Below are 20,378 nucleotides of genomic sequence, written 5' to 3' on the forward strand. Positions count from 1 at the left end.
GATGCATGAAGCTGATTCTTTTGTGCCGCTGACTTGGGCGGATATGCTCCATCTTGCCCCTGAGTTGTCGTTATCCGCATTGTTCATTATGATCGTCCTGCTGGATCTCGTTCTTCCGAAGCGCGTGAATCGGATCTGGATCGGAGGCTGGCTAACGTTAGGCTCCCTGCTTATATCGCTCGGCTTTGTTATCTGGCAGTTGCTGGATCGCAATAGCGGAGGGAACGCAGCGGCGGAGACGATCCAGCTGCTTGCGAACAGCTATCGAATAGACGACTTCGGCAGTTTGCTCAAGATTGTATTTTTGGCGGGCGCATCTCTTATCGTGCTGCTGGCGATCGGCTCGACCAAAGACGATGACGCGATTACGGATCGGGCGGAATATTTCTACCTGCTGCTGCCTGCGGTCGTAGGCGCGATGGCAATGGCTTCCTCCGGCAATCTTATTTCTCTTTATATCGGGCTCGAGCTGTTAAGCATTACGAGTTATATATTGGTCGGCATGCGGAAGAAATCGTCGAAGTCGGCGGAGGCCGCTTTCAAGTATCTCGTAACGGGAGGCATCTCGTCTGCTTTTATCCTTTTCGGAATGTCTTATTTGTACGGCGTAACGGGGTCGGTCGATCTTGGAGGGATCGGAGCAGCGATCCCGGGGGCAATTGCCGATTTCAAGGCGCTGCTGTATGTAGGCTTCTTCTTCATCCTTGCGGGCTTCGGGCTGAAAATAGCGACAGCTCCGTTCCACGCATGGGCGCCGGACGTCTATCAAGGCGCGCCGACGCCTGTCGCGGCGTTCTTGGCCGTCGTCTCCAAAGGGGCGGCATTAGCCGCAGTCTTCCGGATCATGTACAATACGGCGTTCTTCGCCGCTACGGACCTCGATGCGTATATATCGAAGGATGTATTCTTCGCGATGCTTGTACTGGCTGCGGCCGGAATGCTTACAGGTACGACGGCCGCGCTTCGTCAAAAGCAGGTGAAGCGATTGCTCGCCTTGTCCGGCGTTGCCAATGCGGGATATTTGCTCGTGCCGATCGGCCTCTCGATTACGGTTGTACATAGCAGCAACTTCGCCGAGTTTATTTATTACTTGATCGCTTATCTGTTCATGACGGTTGGCGCGTTCGCCGTATTAACGGCAGTGAACCGTACGGCAGGCGAAGGAGAGATGAAGGATTTTGCGGGAATGTACTACCGGGCGCCATGGACGGCGGCAGCGATGGTGGTGCTCTTGCTGTCGCTGGCGGGTCTACCTATCTCTGGCGGATTCTTCGGTAAGCTGTTCATCTTAATCGGAGCAGCTAACGCGAAAGCGTATTGGCTGGTAGCGATCATGGTAGCGAGCAGCGTCATCTCCTACTACTTCTACTTCGGCTTCATCCGGCAAATGTTCATGCGCAGCGGGGGCGAGGAAGAAGAGATTCGGGTGCCCGCGGCAACCGGGATTGCGATCTGGGTGTGCGTGGCGGCAACCCTTGCGTTAGGCTTGTTTCCAGGGATAGTCATGGAATGGATCGATGGCGCGTTCTCGTTGCAGGTTGATTTGTTGGTTAAATAGTAGAACGCAAAAAGACAGAGGCTGCCTCCGGTTCGAAACCGGAATGCAGCCTCTGCCATATTTCAAAAGTTCGACTGATTAGTCACCTATACAGCTCTGCTGATGGGCACGTTTTTGCTATTTTTCTTCCGTCTGCCCTCAATCGCGTTCGCAATAGACCTTCCCAGCTTGTTGCTCGGCAGTTCCACGTATTTATAGGTGAAGTGAGCGACTGGAAGACTTGCTAGCGGTACGAGAAGGAAGGCCGCTTCTATCGGAATTATTTTGCCCAGGAAAATAGTGATGATCATCATGACCGGGATATGAACCAAATAAAGACTGAATGAAATTTGTCCAAGCCACGTAAATGGTTTCAAAGACAGGAAGCTGTTTAGGCGGTCCGAGGAAAGTACGGCCGCGAATAGCAGAAGAATGCCGGCAATGGTGATGACGTCCGTTATTCTCTGATCTTTCACTTGGAATAGGACAACCATCCAGCGGCAATTAATCAATACGAGCGAGACAGCTACAAGCATAACCGTGTAGGCTATCTTCAGCTTGGGCAGCTTATTCCGATACTTCGATAGGAGAGCTCCTAAGATGAAGCAGGTGCAATAATACATACTCCATCTGACTGCTTTCACCATGATCAATAAACGGCCTTCGTCCAGCATGGCGGCCCAGCTATCCAATGCAAAATAAATTAGAAAGTTCAAGCCGAGCGACAGGATGGCAGCGCCGATCAAATTGAATCTCCTTATTATAAGAAGGAACAAAGGTAAAATTAACGATATTCTCATTTCATGAAACAGCGTCCAAACGACTCCGTTCACATTGGTCGTATCGTGGTTTTCCATTAGAAAGTAAGCAATGATTGCTTTAAGCGTAACGGGATGATTCCACCGATTGTCGTATGAGCCGCTTAATCCTTGAATATCTTTATATTCTAAAAAAAACGTCAATAGCAACGCCGATGCCAGCATGAGAACAATGTAAGGAATGTATATGCGGCAGAAACGTCTTATCGCATACGCCCCGTACGATTGGGTTTTCCCCTCGAAAAAGGGGATCGCGAGAACGAATCCGCTCAATACGAAAAATAAAAGAACGGCTTCTCTGCCCGCCCATAAGGTGTGCAATGGCGTGATGGTGAAATATTTGAGAAAATCGTTTGCGAAACGATTGAAATTGGCTTGTTCGAAAATGGTAAAAGCGATTAAACAGTGAAAAATAACAACGATCATCGAAGCAATTCCCCGAAGCGAATCGAGCGATTTTATACGATTATTGCTCAAGTTGATTTCCTCCCATCCTCCAATCATTTGTGCGCTTTATGCAGCTAATCCATCATAACATAAGGTTAAGTGCTTGGGTATTGTAAAGAGCTAGTAGGTCTTTTGGACCGTTGTTTGCCGTCTACAAGGGAATGGACGGCTTGGAATCGAATATGAATACATGCAAATCCATACAGTTGATAACTAATATGCCAAATCGAAGCGACCATTATGACAAAAAGGCAGAATGCGATGATATTGCGAAATAGAATGACGCTGAAGCAATCAGCGGCAATTACATATAAAGCGTGGCGCGCTCTTGTGCGAAGAGCGCTGCTCACGCTGTTGCTCGCGAGCGTAACCCTCGGGGGCCTAGCCCCCGCAGGGTTCGCTCGCCATGCGGCGGCAGCGCCGCAGGAGGCCGCGGTCTCGGACGCGGCCCACGGCGGCCCTGGCGCCGCTGAGGAGCAGCCGCAGAGCTGGCTGCTCAAATGGAGCGACCCCGCGCTGGCGCATGCGCTGCGCGGGACGGAGGTGCTCCGCAGCCAGAGCGAGGCGGCGGTCGATGTCGTGCGTCCTGCCGGCGACAGTGGCGAGGACGCGCAAGCTTGGCTCGCCCGGCTGCAAAGCGAGCCGGGCGTCGAATACGTGCACCCGAATAGCCGGGTGCACGCCCTTGCGCTGCCGGAAGCGCCGCAAATCATGGCCGCATCCGCCGCTCCCGGCTCCGCACCCCTAGCCGTGCAGAAGACGGCGGTGAACGATCCCGAATTTAAGCAGCAGCCGTACTTGGAACAGATCGGTGCGGTCCGTGCGTGGGAGACGGTGAGCGAGCAGTCGAAGCTAACGATAGCCATTGTAGATACGGGGGTCGATCTCGACCACCCGGATCTTGCCGAGAACTTGGTGCCCGGCGCGAATCTCGTGAATCCGAAGCTGCCGCCGAACGACGATAACGGCCACGGCACTAGCGTTGCCGGCGTTATTGCCGCCACAACCAATAACGGCAAAGGCGTTGCGGGCATCATATGGAAGGCTAAGATTATGCCGATCAAGGCGCTCGACCACCGCGGCGACGGAACGGAAGAGGAGCTTGGCGATGCGATATTATACGCGGTCAAGAGCGGCGCGCGTATTGTAGTGCTGTCAGTGGGGCTTCATCGTTATTCGCCTTATATGCTCGATATCGTGGAATATGCCGAATCCAAAGGCGTGCTGCTCGTAGCAGCGGCTGGCAATGATGGTGTATCTTTCGGCGCGAAAGCCGCAGTCAAATATCCCGCCGCCTACCCGACGGTGGTCGCTGTCGGCGGCGTCAAGCCGAACGGGACGGTCGATCCGCGTTCCAATCCAGGACCGGAGCTTGATGTCATGGCGCCTTGGAACGTTTTCACGACGGGAATGGGCGGGTTATACAAGAAGGAAGAGGGCACTTCGATGGCTGCGCCGCAGGTTGCGGCGGCTGCCGGTCTCCTATGGGCGAAATATCCGGATTTGAAGCCTTATCAGATAAGAGCGCTGCTGCGTCAGACGGCGAAGGATATCGGCCAGACTGGCGTCGACGGCAAATCGGGCTACGGCTTGCTGCAGATCGATAAAGCGGTGCGCACCGGGGTGGCTGCGGACGCATTCGAGCCGAATAACGACAGCAAGACGGCTAAGCGATTCCAGCTTGCCACAAGCATTTCGGCGTTGCTGGAGAGCGGGGCCGATCAGGACTGGTACCGGATAGACGTGCCGCATAACGGGACGCTCGCCATTGCTTACAGAGGTTTGGCCGAATCCGGCAAGGCCACGCAGCCAGTAAGGATTTATCAATATTTTAACGGCCAACAGCAGCTGGTTTCCGATACGAAGCTGACCAGCGCGTCGATTGATATCGATGTGAAGAAGGGCGCGCAGCTTATTCGGATAGAGCTTATCAATCCATATAGCACTTTAGGCTTGCCGTATGTATTGACATCAACCTTTACAATGGAGCAGGACGCTTACGAGGCCAACGACAAGTCTTATGAGGCGTATACGCTCCAGCCCCGCACGCAGACGGTGGGAGGGAACTTCCATCAGTTGGCGGATCGCGACTGGTACGCCGTTACGTTTACGCAGAGCGGCAAGCTGAAGGTAACGCTTGGCACGGACACGGCCCGAATCGATCCGGGTCTCGCGATACAGCGCGCCGGCGATCAGCTTCTGCTCTATGACGAGGAGGGCGAAGGGGAGTCGGAGCAGTCTCCTGTCATAACTGTCGCTCCAGGGAAATATTATATTCGTGTCCATAATGCAATTTCATCCGAAGCAAGTCCCGTAATAGGTACATACTCGTTCAAGATGGAATATACGCCTAAGTATATCGATCCGAACGAACCGAACGACAAGTCGTATGAATCGTTTATGGTGAATCCGGGTACGGAATACGTAGGGGTCATCGGAAGCAAGACCGATTTGGATTGGTTCCAATTCCGCGTGAGCAAGGCAAGCGTCGTCGCGATGGCCGTCAATGGCGTTCCTTCTTCCGTCAACTTGAAGCTGGAAGCCTACGATAAGCGGATGTCTCCTTTAACGACGTCGTCCACCGCCAAGAGCGGTTCGCTGCAGTCGCCGGAGCTGGTGCTTCAGCCGGGCGTCTATTACGTAAAGCTGTCTGCAAGCGCGCCGTTCGATACTCAATACTACCGCTTCAAAATAAAGTCGGAGCCGCTGGTTGAAGGCTTCCGCGACATTTCCGATCACTGGGCCCGGAAGGAAATAACCGCTTTAAGCCAACTTGGCATTATTAACGGTTCAGGCAATTACCGCTTCGAGCCGAAACGGGCGATAACGCGCGCCGAGGCCGTAGCGATGGTTGCGAAGGCTTATAAGCCGGAGGGGAGTATCGACGCAAGCCAGAAGCCGTTCAAGGACGTGTCAGCCTCGCATTGGGCGTACGACGAAGTAGCCAAGGCCGTAAAGCAGGGCTGGATTAAAGGTTTCCCCGACGGGAGCTTCAAGCCGGACCAGCCGATTACCCGCGTAGAGATGGCCGTCATTATCGGCTACGCGGACGGCGTAAAGCCTAGGCCTCCGATTGCCGCTCCTTTCCCGGACGTAAGCAGGACGCACTGGGCAGCGCCAATCCTTATCGCTCTCAAGGCGGATGGCGCAATCGCAGGCGTAGAGAACAACCAATTTAAACCAAAGCTGCAAGCGAGCAGGGCTGAATATTCCGCACTTCTATATCGTCTGCTGTTCGGTTAAGGCTAATATGCAATGAAGCAATAGAGCAATGAAGTAAAGGAGAAGCTATGGATAATTATGATGTATTCGATGAGGCGCAGCGGATGACGGGCATAACCGGTTTATTTTCCATTATTGTGGTTTTGGTCAGTATTATGCTGGTGTGGACGCTGCTGCAGGAAGTGAAGTGGGAAACGTTTTTCAAGCATCCCCGCAATGCCAAGGCAAGGATGTTCCAAGTCGTCGTCGCGGTTATTCTCGGGCATTTGTTCGCCAAGTTTATATTGGAATATTGGAGCTTCACCACGATGCTCCGCAGCTTTGTCGAATAACTGTTGCGAAAGATGTCAACAATGGGTATTAAATGATGGTATGAAAATAAAGCATGGCTGCGAATAGTATGTAAATAGTCCTATCGGAGTGACGCGAAACCGCAATGCGATTAAAAAAAGGACTATATTTTTGGGCTGAAATGCCGATATAGGCTATAAGGCTCATAAGCAGAAAATGGAAACAATTTAACGCTTGTCGATTCATGTAGATGAGTGATAAGATGAAGTTTAGTTGTGGTGCGGAATTCCATTATATGCTCACAGAGGAAATTGAAATTGCAGTTCGCGGAGGGAACCATAAGATGACCAAAATTATCGTCCGCGGAGGTCAGCGTTTGAAGGGAACGGTCCGTGTCAGCGGTGCAAAAAATGCCGTGCTTCCCATTCTAGCGGCCTCATTATTGGCGACAGAAGGAGACAGCGTCATCTATGACGTACCCCTCCTCGATGACGTTATGACGATCCAGAAGGTGCTTGCCTCGTTAGGCGCACGATTAACTTATAATAATGAAACGATGCGCATATCAGCGCCAGCCATTACTTCCATCGAGGCACCTTACGAACTTATTCGTAAAATGCGTGCTTCGTTCCTTGTCATGGGACCGCTTCTCGCCCGCGTCGGCAAGGTCCGCATCTCGCTGCCGGGGGGATGCGCGATCGGCACGCGTCCGATTGACCAGCATTTGAAGGGCTTCGAGGCGATGGGCGCGGAGATTACCCTAGGCCATGGCTTCATCGAAGCAAGCACGCCGACCCGTCTTAAGGGTGCCAAGATATACCTAGACGTGGCCAGCGTCGGCGCGACCGAAAACATCATGATGGCGGCCGCACTGGCTGTCGGAACAACCACGATCGAAAATGCAGCCAAAGAACCGGAAATCGTCGACTTGGCTAACTATATCAACGCCATGGGCGGCAAGGTGCGCGGTGCAGGCACCGGCCTGATCCGCATCGAGGGCGTTGACAAGATGCACGGAGCAGCACATAACGTTATTCCTGACCGCGTAGAGGCGGGAACATACATGATCGCTGCAGCGATCACAGGCGGAGACGTATTCGTCGAAGGCGCAATCGCCGACCACTTGACGCCGGTTATTTCCAAGCTTGAAGAGATGGGCGTCGAGATTATTGAAAGCGACAACGGCATTCGCGTTCGAGCGGGCGCCGAATTAAGATCGGTCGATGTGAAAACATTGCCGCATCCGGGCTTCCCGACGGATATGCAATCGCCAATGATGGCACTGCTCCTCTTCTCGGAAGGTACGAGCGTCGTAACGGAGACGGTATTCGAGAACCGCTTCATGCATGTCGAAGAGTTCCAGAAGATGAATGCCCAAATCAAGGTGGACGGACGTACCGCTATCGTAAGCGGAGGATTGCCGCTTATGGGAGCAAAGGTATGCGCGACCGATCTGCGTGCCGGAGCGGCATTGATCTGCGCGGCTCTTCGCGCCGAAGGCGAGACGGAGCTTACCGGTCTGCATCATGTCGATCGCGGCTATGTCGATATTACGGGCAAGCTTGCCGCGTTAGGCGCAACGATCTACCGTGTCGAGTCGGAGAACGAGCAAGCAGCTGTCTTACCGGCGGCTGCGGCGTCAAGAGCGGTGGCCGCAAGTGCCGATATCCCCGCAGCGGTCATCGCGGCATCCGTTGTATCGGAACACGAGCCGGCAGCTGGCTATAAGCGCGACAAAGAGGTTGCCGTTCTTAAAGTTCAGCCGACTTGGGCTTAATGCCAAACAAGCGCGAATAAGGAGCTGTTTCAAATAAGCCGAACCGGTTTATCTGAAACGGCTTCTTTTTTCATTATGAACGGAGTTTGCTTATTTACCGGAGTTAGCTATAATGGTTGGGACTACTGAACGATGCAAAGGGGATGCCATGGCAACGATACACGATGTCGCGAAAAAAGCGGACGTATCCGTAACGACGGTTTCCCGCGTTTTGAATAACCGGGGATATATTAGCGAAGCGACAAGAACCAAAGTATTTAGAGTTATGGAGGAGCTTCATTATCAACCTAATGAGATCGCGCGCTCCCTCCTAAGGAAGCAGTCTAACGTAATCGGTCTTATTATTCCGAACGTCTCCCATCCATTCTTTAGCGAGCTTGCCAACTATGTTGAAAACTACGCGTACGACCAAGGATTCAAACTTCTTTTATGCAATTCACAGCTCGACCCGGTGAAGGAAAAGGATTATATCGAGATGCTGAAGCGGAATCGCGTCGATGGCATTATAATGGGCAGCCACACGCTTCAGGTCGAGGAGTACAAAAATTTAAACTCGCCGATCGTTACGATCGACCGTCAAATCAGCAATGAAATTCCTTATATCTCTTCCGATAATTACACGGGCGGAAGCCTTGCGGCTAGTCTTCTGGTTGAGAAAGGCTGCATGAAAATCGCCCATATTTGCGGTAATCTGGAGCTGCAATTGCTGGCCAACAAGAGAACCGAAGCCTTTCAATCGGTCATGAAAGAAAACAACGTGGAACATCTTATCATTCAAACCGACATGAATGTATTTGATCAAATGCAGTACGAGGATATTATGAAACGTTTGTTCGAGGAGCATCCCGATATTGACGGCGTGTTCGCGACGAGCGACATTATTGCGGCATTTGCGGTGAAGCAGTGCGCAGCCGCCGGCAAGCGTATCCCGAACGATATGAAAATTATCGGGTACGACGATATTAATGCGGCGAGGTTGATGACGCCGTCTATTACGACAATCAAGCAGCCGATTGCCGAGATCGGTCGCAAAGCTGTCGATCTGATCATGCAGCAAATGAACGATGAGCCGTTCGAAGCGGAAAACATTCTGCCGGTGACTATCGTAGAACGCTCCACGACATAGACGAAAAGAACGGAAATCCCTTGCGCGACGCGGGGATTTTTATTTTCTCAAAATATGTCAATCGTTTGATATGTCAAACGATTGACATACACCATAAACGACTATATAATACGTTATGAAAGCGGTTTACATTTTCAAAACCGCAACAATTCTCGTGAATCGGGGGCAAACAAATGAAATCTTGGAAATGGATGCAAGCACTGGCATTATCTCTTCTCGTCGTTATGCTCGTAACGGCATGCGGCAAGTCTGGCGAGTCCGTTGAAGGCTCGGCAGTTACGATTACGTTCCTTAACTCGAAGGGCGAAATTCAATCGCAGCTTGAAGAAGCGGCGAAAGCGTTCAAAGAAGATAATCCCGACATCACCATGGAAATCATACCGGTGCCTGCGGGGCAGTCGCCGTTCGAGAAAGCGTCTGCGCTTTACGCTTCAGGCAACCCGGCAACGATCACGATGCTGGATACGGGCGACGTCGAAAAATTCAAAGACCGCGTCCTCGACCTGAGCGGCGAGAAGTGGATGGCGGATGCGGTTGATCGCAGCACGGCGCTGACAACGTTTGAAGGCAAGAACTACGCATTCCCATTGGCAATCGAAGGTTACGGCTTTATTTATAACAAAGCGGTAGTTGACCAAGCGATAGGCGGCACGTTCGATCCGGCAACGATCAACACGACCGGGGCGCTTGAAGAGCTGTTCAAAAAAATCGAGGCTTCCGGCAAAGCGCCGCTCATCGTTTCTCCTATGGATTGGTCGCTTGGCGCCCATTACCTGCCGCTTGCTTACGCAGGTCAATCGGCGGATACGGCAGCAGTCGCACAATTCGTTGATGATCTGAAAGCAGGCAAAGTCGATCTGGCCGGCAACACCGTCTTTAACGGATTGCTCGATACGTTTGATCTTATGGCAAAATACAACATCGACAAGGCATCTCCTTTGTCCGGCACTTATGAGAGAGGACCGGAAGTGCTAGGCAAAGGCGAGGTTGGCATCTGGTTCCAAGGCAACTGGGCTTGGCCGCAAATCAGCAGCTTTGATACGGCAAGCGGACAATACGGTTTCCTGCCGGTACCGGTCAGCAACAATGCGGATGACTTCGGCAATACGCAAATTTCTTCCGCGGTATCCAAGCGCTTGGTGCTCGACAAAGAGAAAAATACGGCTGAGCAGCAAGCGGCGGCAAAGAAATTCCTTGAGTGGATGGTTTACAGCGACAAGGGTCAAGATTTCCTTGTAAACAAAGCGAATATCATTCCGGCGTTCAAGAACATTACGCTTGAAGCGAAAGATCCGCTGGCGAAGTCGATTTCCGATTATATCGCGAAAGGCAAGTCTCAGGATTCCATGAGCACATTGCCGGCAGACCACTGGGCGAAAGTCGGCGCCTCCATGCAAAAATATCTTGCAGGAGCGGCAGACCGTAGCGTGCTGACTAAAGAAATCCAGGAATATTGGAAGTCGGTTAAGTAATCATTAGCCGCGAGACGCCGGCTTATCCCGTCAAATGACGGGGTAAGCCGATTACGCTTGATTGCTTCCTCTCTTAGCAAACCATCCATGAATGCGAGGGATCATGATGATAACGGAAAAAGGGCTGTGGAATCGTTTACGACTGCGGCTGCTGTTTACCGGACCTACTTTATTTGCTTTTCTTGCCGTAATGATCGTTCCTTTCCTATATGGCATTTATTTGACCTTTACGAACTGGGACGGCATATCGACGGCAAGCAGCCTTGTAGGGTTTCAAAACTATGTTTCGGTATTTCAAGATACGGTATTTTGGCAATCTTTTTTATTGACTTTAAAATACGTGTTCATTACCGTCGTGCTTATTAACGTGGTCGCTTTTCTGCTCGCATATGCGTTAACGAGCGGCTTGAAGGGCCAAAGCCTCTTCCGGGCAGGCTTCTTTATTCCGAATCTGGTAGGCGGCATCGTGCTCGGCTTCGTATGGCAATTCATATTTTCAAATGTATTCGTGTATTTGGGTAAAGAAATGAGCATCCCCTTGTTCAGCGCCTCCTGGCTGGCCGACCCGGATAAAGCGTTCTGGGCGATGATTATCGTTACCGTTTGGCAATATGCAGGCTACATGATGGTTATTTATGTCGCGGGACTTATGAACGTGCCTAAGGATATTTTGGAAGCGGCGAGCATCGATGGTGCTAGCCTGCCCACGAAAATGCGCAAAATGGTGCTTCCGCTTATGGTTCCGTCTTTTATCGTCTGTATCTTCCTGTCGCTGCAAAGAGGCTTCATGGTCTACGATTTGAACATTTCCTTAACGAAGGGCGGACCGTTCAAGAGCACGGAAATGGTTTCCATGCACGTGTACGAGAAGGCGTTTCTGTCGAGGGACTACGGGGTAGGGCAAGCGGAAGCTTTCGTGCTGTTCCTGCTCGTGGCGATCATTACGATCGCTCAGGTGTACTTTAGCAAGAAGATGGAGGTGGAGGCGTAATGAAAAATTCGAGTTCAACGGTCGCTTGGACGAAATTCGCCGTCCTCTTCGCCTGCTTGCTGCTGTTCGTTTTCCCGTTTCTGCTTCTGCTCGTCAATTCGTTCAAAGAGAACAAAGCGATTACATCCAGCCCGCTTTCGCTTCCCGAGAGCTTCAGCATGACCAATTATTCGGACGCATTCGGTAAAATGGATTACGTCTCCGCATTTACGAATTCGATTATTGTAACGGTGCTTAGCGTATTGCTCATTTCCCTTTTGGCAGCCATGACGGCTCATTATTTTGTTAGACATCAAACGAAGTTCAACCAATATACGTTCTTCTTAATGGTCGCGGCGATGATTATCCCATTCCAAGCCATTATGATTCCTCTCGTCAAAATATACGGATCCATTGGCTTTCTGGACAGCAAATGGGCCCTGATCTATATGTATATCGGATTCGGCAGCCCGCTGGCTGTGTTCATCTATCACGGATTCGTGAAAAGCATCCCGGCCGAGCTTGAAGAGGCGGCGCTTATCGACGGCTGCACAAGAACGCAAACCTTCTTCCGCATCGTATTTCCGGTGCTGATGCCGACCACGGTTACGATTGCTATTTTGAACGTGCTCTGGATTTGGAACGACTTCCTGCTGCCTTCCCTGGTGCTGATTGCCCCGGACGAGAGAACGCTGCCGCTCTCGACCTTTTATTTCTTCGGTACGTATACGGTCGATTACGGCCCGTTGATGGCTGGTCTTATGCTGACCATACTGCCTGTGCTGATCGTTTATTTGTTCGCGCAGAAATACATTATTCAAGGGGTTATGCAAGGCTCCATTAAATAACGAGTAAGGGTAGGATGCTTTATTATGTACACACGCGAGAATGCCGACAAGTTTATCGAGAGCAGAAAATATTTGCTGAAAGGGGAGTACCGGCTGAGCTACCATTTAATGAGCGAGTTCGGCTGGATGAACGATCCGAACGGCTTTGTTTATTATAACGGCGAATACCACATGTTTTATCAGCACTATCCGTATCAGCCGGCATGGGGCCCGATGCATTGGGGTCATGCGGTCAGCCGCGATCTGATGAAGTGGGAGTACTTGCCGGTAGCCTTAGCGCCGGATCAGGAATACGACCGCGACGGATGCTTCTCCGGCAGTGCGATCGAGAAGGACGGCATGCTGTATTTGATGTATACGGGGCATATCGTGACTGGGCCGGACAAGGAATTGCACTATAGTCAAAATCAAAATATGGCCGTGTCCGATGACGGCGTCCATTTCCGGAAGCTTGCAAGCAATCCGGTGATCCGGCCGGAGCAAATTCCGGCAAACGTCAGCCAAAAGGACTTTCGCGATCCGAAGGTGTTCGAGCGTGACGGCGTTTATTATGCCGTCTTAGGGTCGAATGACGGAATGGGCAGCGGACTTCTATTAATGTATCGGTCGGAAGACTTGCTGAATTGGACTTTCGTAAATGAAATCGCGCGAAGCGACGGACATATGGGGGACAACTGGGAATGTCCGGACCTCTTCGAGCTGCAGGGGCATGACGTGCTTATGCTGTCGCCTCAGCGCATGCCGGCGCAAGGGGACGACTTTCAAAATCTGCATTCGACCGCCTATATGATTGGCCGTTTGGACATGGAGCAAGGTCGGTTCCTGTATGACCGGTATGAACAAATCGACTGCGGCTTTGATTTTTACGCTCCGCAAACGACGATTGACGATAAGGGAAGACGCATCGTCATCGGCTGGATGGAAACTTGGGAGACGGAAATTCCGACGCAGCTTGGACACTATTGGGCGGGAGCGATGTCTCTTCCGCGCGAGGTCGTGATGCAGGGAAATGCTTTGCATTTTAAACCGATAGATGAAATGGCTAATTATCGCCATAACGGTTATGAGGCTTCTAATCTAATGATAGACGGCGAGCGGGACTTGGGCGTAAGCGGAGACTGCTACGAGCTCGAGGTCGTTTTCCGTGCGGAACAAGCCGAAGAATTCGGTTTGAAGCTTCGCGTGCATGGCGATGAAGAGACGGTATTATCCTATAGCCCTGCGGATGGACGATTCCGCTTTAACCGCGACAAGGCCGGAATCGGACTGGGCGGCGAGCGCATGACGAAAGTCGAACTGAATGAAGGGCTTCTGGAGCTTCGGGTATTCGTCGACAAGTCATCCGTTGAAGTATTTATTCAAGGCGGCGCGAAAGTAATGACGGGCCGTATCTACCCAGGCGCGCAATCGCTTGGCATTAAAGCGTATGCTAAAGGTTCCTGTGATATAGTATCCTTCAAGAAATGGGATTTGCAGTAGGTACGCAAATCTGCTTCATGATGCGAACATCAGGGTATCGCCCATTCTCTCCTATTGGAAGGAATGCGGCGATGCCCTTTTTCAATAAGTTGGCACTAAAATGCGAGAAGAGCGGCATTCATCTTAGCGGAGCGGAATGAAAGCTTGTTCATTTCCCGTTCATCTTCGTTTGCTATAGTCGATTCGATCAAGTCTGATGGAGGGTGGCGTAAAGCAAATGAAGAAGTGGACGATTTGGCTAGGCATCGTTATCATTCTTGCCGCGGCCGGAGCGGGAGCGTATTACTATTATTTCGGGAAAGAGAAGGAAGGGGCCGAAGAGACGCCCGTCGCGCAGACGGTAACAGCGACGAAGGGCTCCATTGTGAACCAAATTAGCGGTACGGGCTCGGTGGCCGCGAACTCGCGCGAGACGCTGACCGCCGGCAAGAGCGGAACGATCGCCGAGGTGCATGTGAAAAAAGGAGATAAAGTGAAGGCGGGTCAGACGATCGTGACGTTCGAGGATTCGGACGATTATGAGGATCAGATTGAAACCATTCAGGAGAATAAGGAAAAGCTGCAGAATACGATTGAAGGGTATCAAGAAGACTATAAAGCTGCGATAGGTACGGAGAACGAAGAGGAAACAAAGGAAAAGATTCAAAAAAGCATTGAGGATGCCCATTCGCAATTAGCCGATCTGGAGGATGATTTGCAAGGTATTTATGATGAGCAGAGCGAGCAGGCAAAGTCGGTATCGGCAACGATCGACGGCGAGATTACGGAGTTCGATATCGAGGCGGGCGATGAGGTTCAAGCCAATACGACGATTGCGACCATCGTTGATTATACGAAGCTTGAGTTCGTTACGACTGTCGACGAGCTGGACATTCCTTCGGTCAAGGCAGGCCAAGCGGTTAACATTACGCTTAGCTCGATCGCCGATCGGACAATCAGCGCGACGGTGTCGGAGATCGCGCGCGAAGGCACGTCCAGCAACGGCTCGTCTTCCTTCGAGGTGAGCATTCTTCTGAATGACATCGACGGAGTTATGGCTGGCATGTCGGGGGAAGCGTCCATAACCATCGAGTCGAAAGAGGACATCGTTCTCGTACCGGTCGATGCGGTTGTCGAGATGGGCGGCAAATCGTTCGTTCGCGTGCCGTCGACCGGAGAAGAAGGCGCTGCGGAAAGCGACGGCCAGCAGACGGGTGGTCGCGGACAAGGCTTGCGGTCCAGTGAAGGCGGACCGATGGGAGAGGGCGGAGCGCCGCCGGCAGATGGAGCTCCTCAAAGTGGAGATGGCGCACCCGGAGGCGGTCAAGCACCGGCAGGCAGCGGAACGGCTGCGGAGGGTCAAGCGCCGGCAGGCAGTGGAACATCAGCCGGTGACGCTCAAGCACCTGCAGGTGAAGGCGGCGCATCCGCAGGAATGGAGCAACGGCCAACAGGCGGCGCTGGCGGCACGGCATCCAGCGAGCGCCAAAACATGCGTGCGGCGATGATGGAGTCTTTGACCCTTGGCGGACAGCTGGTCGAAGTGACGACGGGACTTAGCAACGATGCTTTTGTTGAAATTGTATCGGGACTGAATGAAGGAGATAGCGTGCTGATTCCGATTGCTTCCGGTACTGCCGGCATGGGAGGCGGACAGCAAGAAACGGAAGTTCAGATGCAAGTCTTCCCTGGAGGCGGCTTCCAGATGGGCGGAGGCTTCCAAATGGGAGGCGGAGGCGCCGTACGCGGCAGCACCGGTGCCGTGGGCGGCGGTGGCATGCGATGAGCGTGAACGACCAAAGCTATATCCCGTTAATCGAGATGGACGGCGTAACCAAGTATTATATGATGGCGAGGGAGAAAACAACCGTTCTGCACAATGTCTCGCTCAAGGTAGATCATGGCGAGTTTCTGGCGATCGTCGGCCCCTCGGGTTCGGGCAAGTCGACGCTTATGAACATCATCGGCTGTCTCGATACGCCAAGTGAAGGAAGCTACAAGCTGGAAGGCTCAGAGATGAACGGGCAGAGCGACAATAAGCTAACGGTGATGAGGAACCAAAAAATCGGGTTTATTTTTCAAGGGTATCATCTGCTTCCGAAACTGACGGCGCTGGAGAACTGCGAGCTCCCGCTTATCTATCGGGGTTTGCCGGGCAAGCTGCGAAAGCAGCTGGCCAAGGAAGCGCTGGAGAGAGTCGGTCTCGGCAACCGGCTGCATCATCGGCAAAGCGAGCTGTCCGGCGGTCAGCAGCAGCGGGTTGCTATCGCGCGCGCGTTAGCGACGAATCCGCCTATGCTCCTCGCCGATGAGCCGACAGGCGCGCTCGATTCCAAGACGGGCATGGAAGTGCTGAATATGATGGAGGAATTGAATCAAACGGGGCAGACGATCGTCCTCATCACGCATGATATGGAGGTGGCCCAACGGGCCAGGCGTACGGTTGTCATCCGGGATGGGGTGCTCACGGAGCTTGGGAGGAGGAATGACGATGAAGCTTACGCAAGGCTTGTTAATGGCCGTGAAGAGCGTCTTATCGAACAAGCTTAGAACGATTCTATCGATGCTCGGAATATTGATTGGCGTTGCGACCGTCATTGCGCTTGTCGCTATGGGCAAGGCGTCATCCAACGAGGTGGCCGAGCAGGTGTCCTCGCTCGGAAGTCCGAATTCATTGTCCGCTACCATCACAGGCCGGGGCACCGTAACGTCGCTTACGGTTGACGAAGCAAACGAACTCGGCGATGTTATGAATATAGAAGGCGTTGCGCCGGTAACGAGCAGCAACGCGTACGCGAAGTACGGAAAGACGCAAGCATCGGTCGCCGTGGAGGGCATAACGCCAGCATACGAACAGGTCAAGGACTTTCCCGTACAGGATGGACGATACATTGCTCCGCCTGACATTAATAATGCCTCGAGAGTAGCGCTGATCGGCGTCGATACGGCGACCGACCTGTTCGGGGAAGAGGGCGAGAATCCGGCCGAGGCCGTCGGCAAAAAAATAACGATCAACGGCTATAACTTTACGATCGTCGGTTTGCTCGAATCGCAAGGCACTTCAATTGCAGGCTCCAACGACGAGAAAATACTGATTCCGATTACGACGGCGCAAAAAATATTTCAAACAAGCGGCGTAACGACGATCAATCTGCTCGTCGCGGATACCGATCTGATGTCCGCGACGGTAACGGCAATCGAAGCGGTGCTCTATGAGAAGTTCAGGGGCAACGAGAACGCCTATCGCGTCTTCAATCAAGAGGAAGCGATGGAGACGTTGAATTCGGTCAATGAAACGATGAACAGGCAACTGATCTATGTCGCTATTATTTCACTCGTTGTGGGCGGGATAGGAATCATGAATATTATGCTAGTGTCCGTTACCGAACGGACGCGCGAGATAGGCATACGCAAGTCCCTGGGCGCCAAGAAACGGGATATTCTGTTTCAGTTTCTCGTAGAAGCCGTGTGCATAAGCGGCTTGGGAGGCGCGCTGGGCATCGGTCTTGGTTATATCGCTTCCTTCGTCATCGGGCTGGTCATGCATACGGAGACGGAGGTGCCGGGCGATACGGTACTGCTGTCCTTCGCCTTCTCCGCCCTCGTCGGCGTTATCTTCGGGTATCTGCCTGCGAACAAGGCGGCGGGATTGAAGCCGGTAGACGCTCTTCGTTACGATTAGGAGACAAGAGGTTCTACCCTATTATTCGTTCTCATAGAATGAACCATCAGGGTCGATTTAAGAGAGCGGCATAAGCAATAGGGACATCATCGCAACATTCTATTCGCTCTCTTCGGCCTAGTTGGAAGGAGAGCGCATGAGCAGAGGGAAAAGAACACAGTTGGTAGTTTCGTTGTTGCGCCGTCATACGGTCAAGCGATGGTTAGCTCTCTTCGGCATTGGAGCGATGCTTGGCGCATCTATCCTGCTGATTAGGCTCTCATTGAACGAGCTTCGCTCCGTGCCTGCGGCAAGTTACGCCGAGTCGGAGACAGCAGAATCGCAAGGGACGTCAGTTAAAGAGAAGACGGCAAGCCGAATAACGGAGACGGCCGCACAGCTGCGGCAGGCAGAACCGGATGAGAAGAACGACGTTAACGTGAAGGAACGGAACGAACCGCAGCAAGAGGATGAAAAGGCCGCGGCGCCCAAAACATCAAGCGAGCTGGACGGTCTGATCGTTCATGTTTATCTGACGAAGGAGAAGCGCATCGAGAATGTGCCGCTCGAAACGTATGTCCGCGGCGTTGTCGCGGCGGAGATGCCTATCGATTTCGAGCTGGAGGCGCTGAAGGCGCAGGCGATTGCCGCCAGAACGTATATTGTCCGACGGTTAATGCAAGGAGAAGAGAGCGACGCGTCCGTCCATGGCGCGGACGTAACCGATACGATTCAGCATCAGGTGTATACGCCGCTGGCGAAGCTGGAGGGGCAATGGACGAAGGCGCAGCGCAAGGCGAACATGGCCAAGCTGGGTAAAGCGATCGATGAGACGAGAGGCCTTGTCGTTACGTATGAGGGCGAACCGATCGAAGCCGTTTTTTTCTCGACGAGCAATGGCTATACAGAGAACTCGGAAGACTATTGGAAGCAGCAAATTCCATATTTGCGAAGCGTGGAAAGTCCATGGGACAAGGCGATCTCGCCTAAATATAAAGAAACGGTGAGCCTCAAGCTAAGCGAGTTTCACAAGAAGCTGGGCGTTAAGAGAAAAGGGTTCGCGAAGTCGTCCCTTCGTATCATAGAGCGAACGGAAGGCAATCGCATCAGCAAGATTCGAATAGGCGATAAAGTGTTCACCGGCCGCGAGGTAAGAGAGAAGCTAGAGCTGGCTTCCTCGCAATTCACATGGAGCGTTAAGGGAGATTATATTACGATTACGACCTACGGCTACGGGCACGGTGTCGGCATGAGCCAATGGGGAGCGAACGGGATGGCTAAGGAAGGCGCGGGCGCAGCTTCTATACTCGCCCATTACTACTCTAGTACGGCAGTCGAACAAGCTTCCAAGCTATCGGCGCAATTGGCCCAAAGGTCATAGCTTATAATCTTTCAAAAATTAGTATTGCCTCACGTATAAACCTAGCAGTTCTGGCAACAATGGCTAGTGAGGTGATATAAAAATGAATGAACAAAATCAGAACAAACCGAAGCAAAGACCAGAAGAAACTCCCAAAAACGTTCTGGGAGGAACGTCTGCCGCCAAGTCTAGCAGTGGATGGAGAAGCCTATTCGCTAAAAGATGGGTATCCCCAGCGCTCTTCATGGCCGCGGCAGCAATTATCGTAACCTTACTTTGGATCTATCAGGGATCGGACACTACCACAGACAAAGCAGTAACATCCGATCCTACTGAAGAGACTCAAGGTGACGGTCAAACGAATGCAGGCGAAGAAGGCGCATTGCCGGTCATCGCCGGCAACGAATCGATGGAATGGCCGGTCAACAAAGAAGCAATTACTGTAAAGACGCCATTCTACGATGACAAGCTTCCGGCAACGGAGCAGGAGAACGCTCTCGTCCAAGTCGGCGAGAACAAGTTCGTACTTAGCACAGGCGTTGACTTCGTAGATCCAACAGGCAAAACATTCGACGTAGCTGCAGCTCTCTCGGGTACGGTAACGAAGGTGTACCAACATCCGACGAATGGCCTTACGGTCGAGATCTCGCATGGGGACGAGCTTGCAACGGTATACCAAAGCGTATCGGAAGTAACGGTTAAGGAAGGCGACGAGGTGAATCAAGGCACGGTTATAGCAAAAGCGGGCCGAAACGATCTTCAACGCGATCTAGGCATTCACCTTCATTATGAAACGCTCGTGAACGGCGATCCGGTTAATCCGAATGAGTTCATCAAAGAGTAACACGTCTGAAGCAGCGTGAAAACAGCGCTGGAGACGCACAGGCAGGGGACATTCCCCCTGCCTGTTTCTGTTTTTTTGAAAATTATTTGGCAATCGGGCTTGTCACGCTTGGCCACAACGAATATATACCCGCTCGACTCATATAATGTACCAAACTATCTCGAGTAGGGAGGCGGGAACGTGCACGATTACATCAAAGAGCGAACCATTAAAATAGGCCGCTGCATCGTTGAAACGAAGCATACGGTGCGAACGATCGCCAAAGAGTTCGGCGTGTCCAAGAGTACGGTGCATAAGGATTTGACCGAACGACTGCCGGAAATCAACCCCGACCTGGCAGACCAGGTTAAGCACATTCTCGAGTACCACAAATCGATTAGGCACTTAAGAGGAGGGGAAGCGACCAAAATCAAATACAAAAAAACGAGCTCGAAGAAGCGCGAGGTCATTGCCGCAGGCAAAGTGTGAGAAGGCAAGCGTAGGCGGCTGACGCCGTCCAACTAGAATGAATCCATAGGTTTGTCGACAAACGTTGACACAACATGAA

General features: G+C 52.2%; 16 protein-coding genes. 15 read left to right on the top strand and 1 reads right to left on the bottom strand.

Annotation, left to right across the window (positions count from 1 at the left end; translation table 11 throughout):
• The first annotated feature begins 1 nt into the window (after position 1).
• Complete coding sequence (locus J2T14_RS20410) at positions 2-1,558, top strand: NADH-quinone oxidoreductase subunit N (protein WP_307473656.1); 1,557 nt, start codon at positions 2-4, stop codon at positions 1,556-1,558.
• Between the two features lie 86 nt (positions 1,559-1,644).
• On the opposite strand, the gene J2T14_RS20415 is transcribed toward J2T14_RS20410, so the two are convergent.
• Entirely contained in the window at positions 1,645-2,832 is a 1,188-nt protein-coding gene (locus J2T14_RS20415) for an acyltransferase family protein (protein WP_307473658.1), read from the bottom strand.
• Between the two features lie 231 nt (positions 2,833-3,063).
• On the opposite strand from J2T14_RS20415, the gene J2T14_RS20420 reads away from it, so the two are divergent.
• The 14 genes from J2T14_RS20420 to spoIIID all read left to right on the top strand — a co-directional run bounded on the left by J2T14_RS20420 (position 3,064) and on the right by spoIIID (position 20,299).
• Positions 3,064-6,045 carry a S8 family serine peptidase gene (locus tag J2T14_RS20420; protein ID WP_307473660.1) on the top strand — a complete coding sequence of 994 codons (2,982 nt, stop codon included), beginning with the start codon at positions 3,064-3,066 and terminating at the stop codon, positions 6,043-6,045.
• A gap of 47 nt (positions 6,046-6,092) precedes the next feature.
• On the top strand, positions 6,093-6,356 hold the full coding sequence (locus J2T14_RS20425) for a DUF1146 domain-containing protein (RefSeq protein WP_307204820.1): 264 nt from the start codon (positions 6,093-6,095) through the stop codon (positions 6,354-6,356).
• Positions 6,357-6,658: 302 nt separating this feature from the next.
• Positions 6,659-8,092, top strand: coding sequence for a UDP-N-acetylglucosamine 1-carboxyvinyltransferase (gene murA, locus J2T14_RS20430; protein ID WP_307473662.1), 1,434 nt, complete (start codon positions 6,659-6,661; stop codon positions 8,090-8,092).
• A gap of 148 nt (positions 8,093-8,240) precedes the next feature.
• A complete protein-coding gene (locus J2T14_RS20435; protein ID WP_307204823.1) occupies positions 8,241-9,218 on the top strand; it encodes a LacI family DNA-binding transcriptional regulator in 978 nt (325 codons plus the stop codon).
• Between the two features lie 173 nt (positions 9,219-9,391).
• Positions 9,392-10,690 (top strand): ABC transporter substrate-binding protein, encoded by a 1,299-nt coding sequence (locus J2T14_RS20440; protein WP_307204824.1) that lies wholly within the window; start codon positions 9,392-9,394, stop codon positions 10,688-10,690.
• Positions 10,691-10,796: 106 nt separating this feature from the next.
• Complete coding sequence (locus J2T14_RS20445) at positions 10,797-11,681, top strand: carbohydrate ABC transporter permease (protein WP_307204825.1); 885 nt, start codon at positions 10,797-10,799, stop codon at positions 11,679-11,681.
• Positions 11,681-12,508 (top strand): carbohydrate ABC transporter permease, encoded by an 828-nt coding sequence (locus J2T14_RS20450; RefSeq protein ID WP_307473664.1) that lies wholly within the window; start codon positions 11,681-11,683, stop codon positions 12,506-12,508. The genes J2T14_RS20445 and J2T14_RS20450 overlap by 1 nt, the downstream gene beginning before the upstream one ends.
• Positions 12,509-12,532: 24 nt before the next feature.
• The gene (locus tag J2T14_RS20455) at positions 12,533-13,987 is read left to right on the top strand and encodes a glycoside hydrolase family 32 protein (protein ID WP_307473666.1); all 1,455 of its coding nucleotides are present in this window, start codon (positions 12,533-12,535) and stop codon (positions 13,985-13,987) included.
• Between the two features lie 217 nt (positions 13,988-14,204).
• Positions 14,205-15,752, top strand: coding sequence for an efflux RND transporter periplasmic adaptor subunit (locus J2T14_RS20460; RefSeq protein ID WP_307473667.1), 1,548 nt, complete (start codon positions 14,205-14,207; stop codon positions 15,750-15,752).
• On the top strand, positions 15,749-16,516 hold the full coding sequence (locus J2T14_RS20465; protein WP_307204829.1) for an ABC transporter ATP-binding protein: 768 nt from the start codon (positions 15,749-15,751) through the stop codon (positions 16,514-16,516). The genes J2T14_RS20460 and J2T14_RS20465 overlap by 4 nt, the downstream gene beginning before the upstream one ends.
• A complete protein-coding gene (locus tag J2T14_RS20470; RefSeq protein ID WP_307473669.1) occupies positions 16,458-17,648 on the top strand; it encodes an ABC transporter permease in 1,191 nt (396 codons plus the stop codon). The genes J2T14_RS20465 and J2T14_RS20470 overlap by 59 nt, the downstream gene beginning before the upstream one ends.
• A 136-nt stretch (positions 17,649-17,784) precedes the next feature.
• The gene (gene spoIID / locus J2T14_RS20475) at positions 17,785-19,008 is read left to right on the top strand and encodes a stage II sporulation protein D (protein WP_307473671.1); all 1,224 of its coding nucleotides are present in this window, start codon (positions 17,785-17,787) and stop codon (positions 19,006-19,008) included.
• 82 nt (positions 19,009-19,090) lie between these two features.
• Positions 19,091-19,831, top strand: coding sequence for a M23 family metallopeptidase (locus J2T14_RS20480; RefSeq protein WP_307204833.1), 741 nt, complete (start codon positions 19,091-19,093; stop codon positions 19,829-19,831).
• Between the two features lie 180 nt (positions 19,832-20,011).
• Positions 20,012-20,299, top strand: a complete 288-nt coding sequence (spoIIID, locus tag J2T14_RS20485; RefSeq protein ID WP_307204834.1) for a sporulation transcriptional regulator SpoIIID — start codon at positions 20,012-20,014, stop codon at positions 20,297-20,299.
• Positions 20,300-20,378: the final 79 nt, after the last annotated feature.

It is taken from the genome of Paenibacillus harenae (genome assembly GCF_030812415.1).
GTDB classification, from domain to species: domain Bacteria; phylum Bacillota; class Bacilli; order Paenibacillales; family Paenibacillaceae; genus Pristimantibacillus; species Pristimantibacillus harenae_A.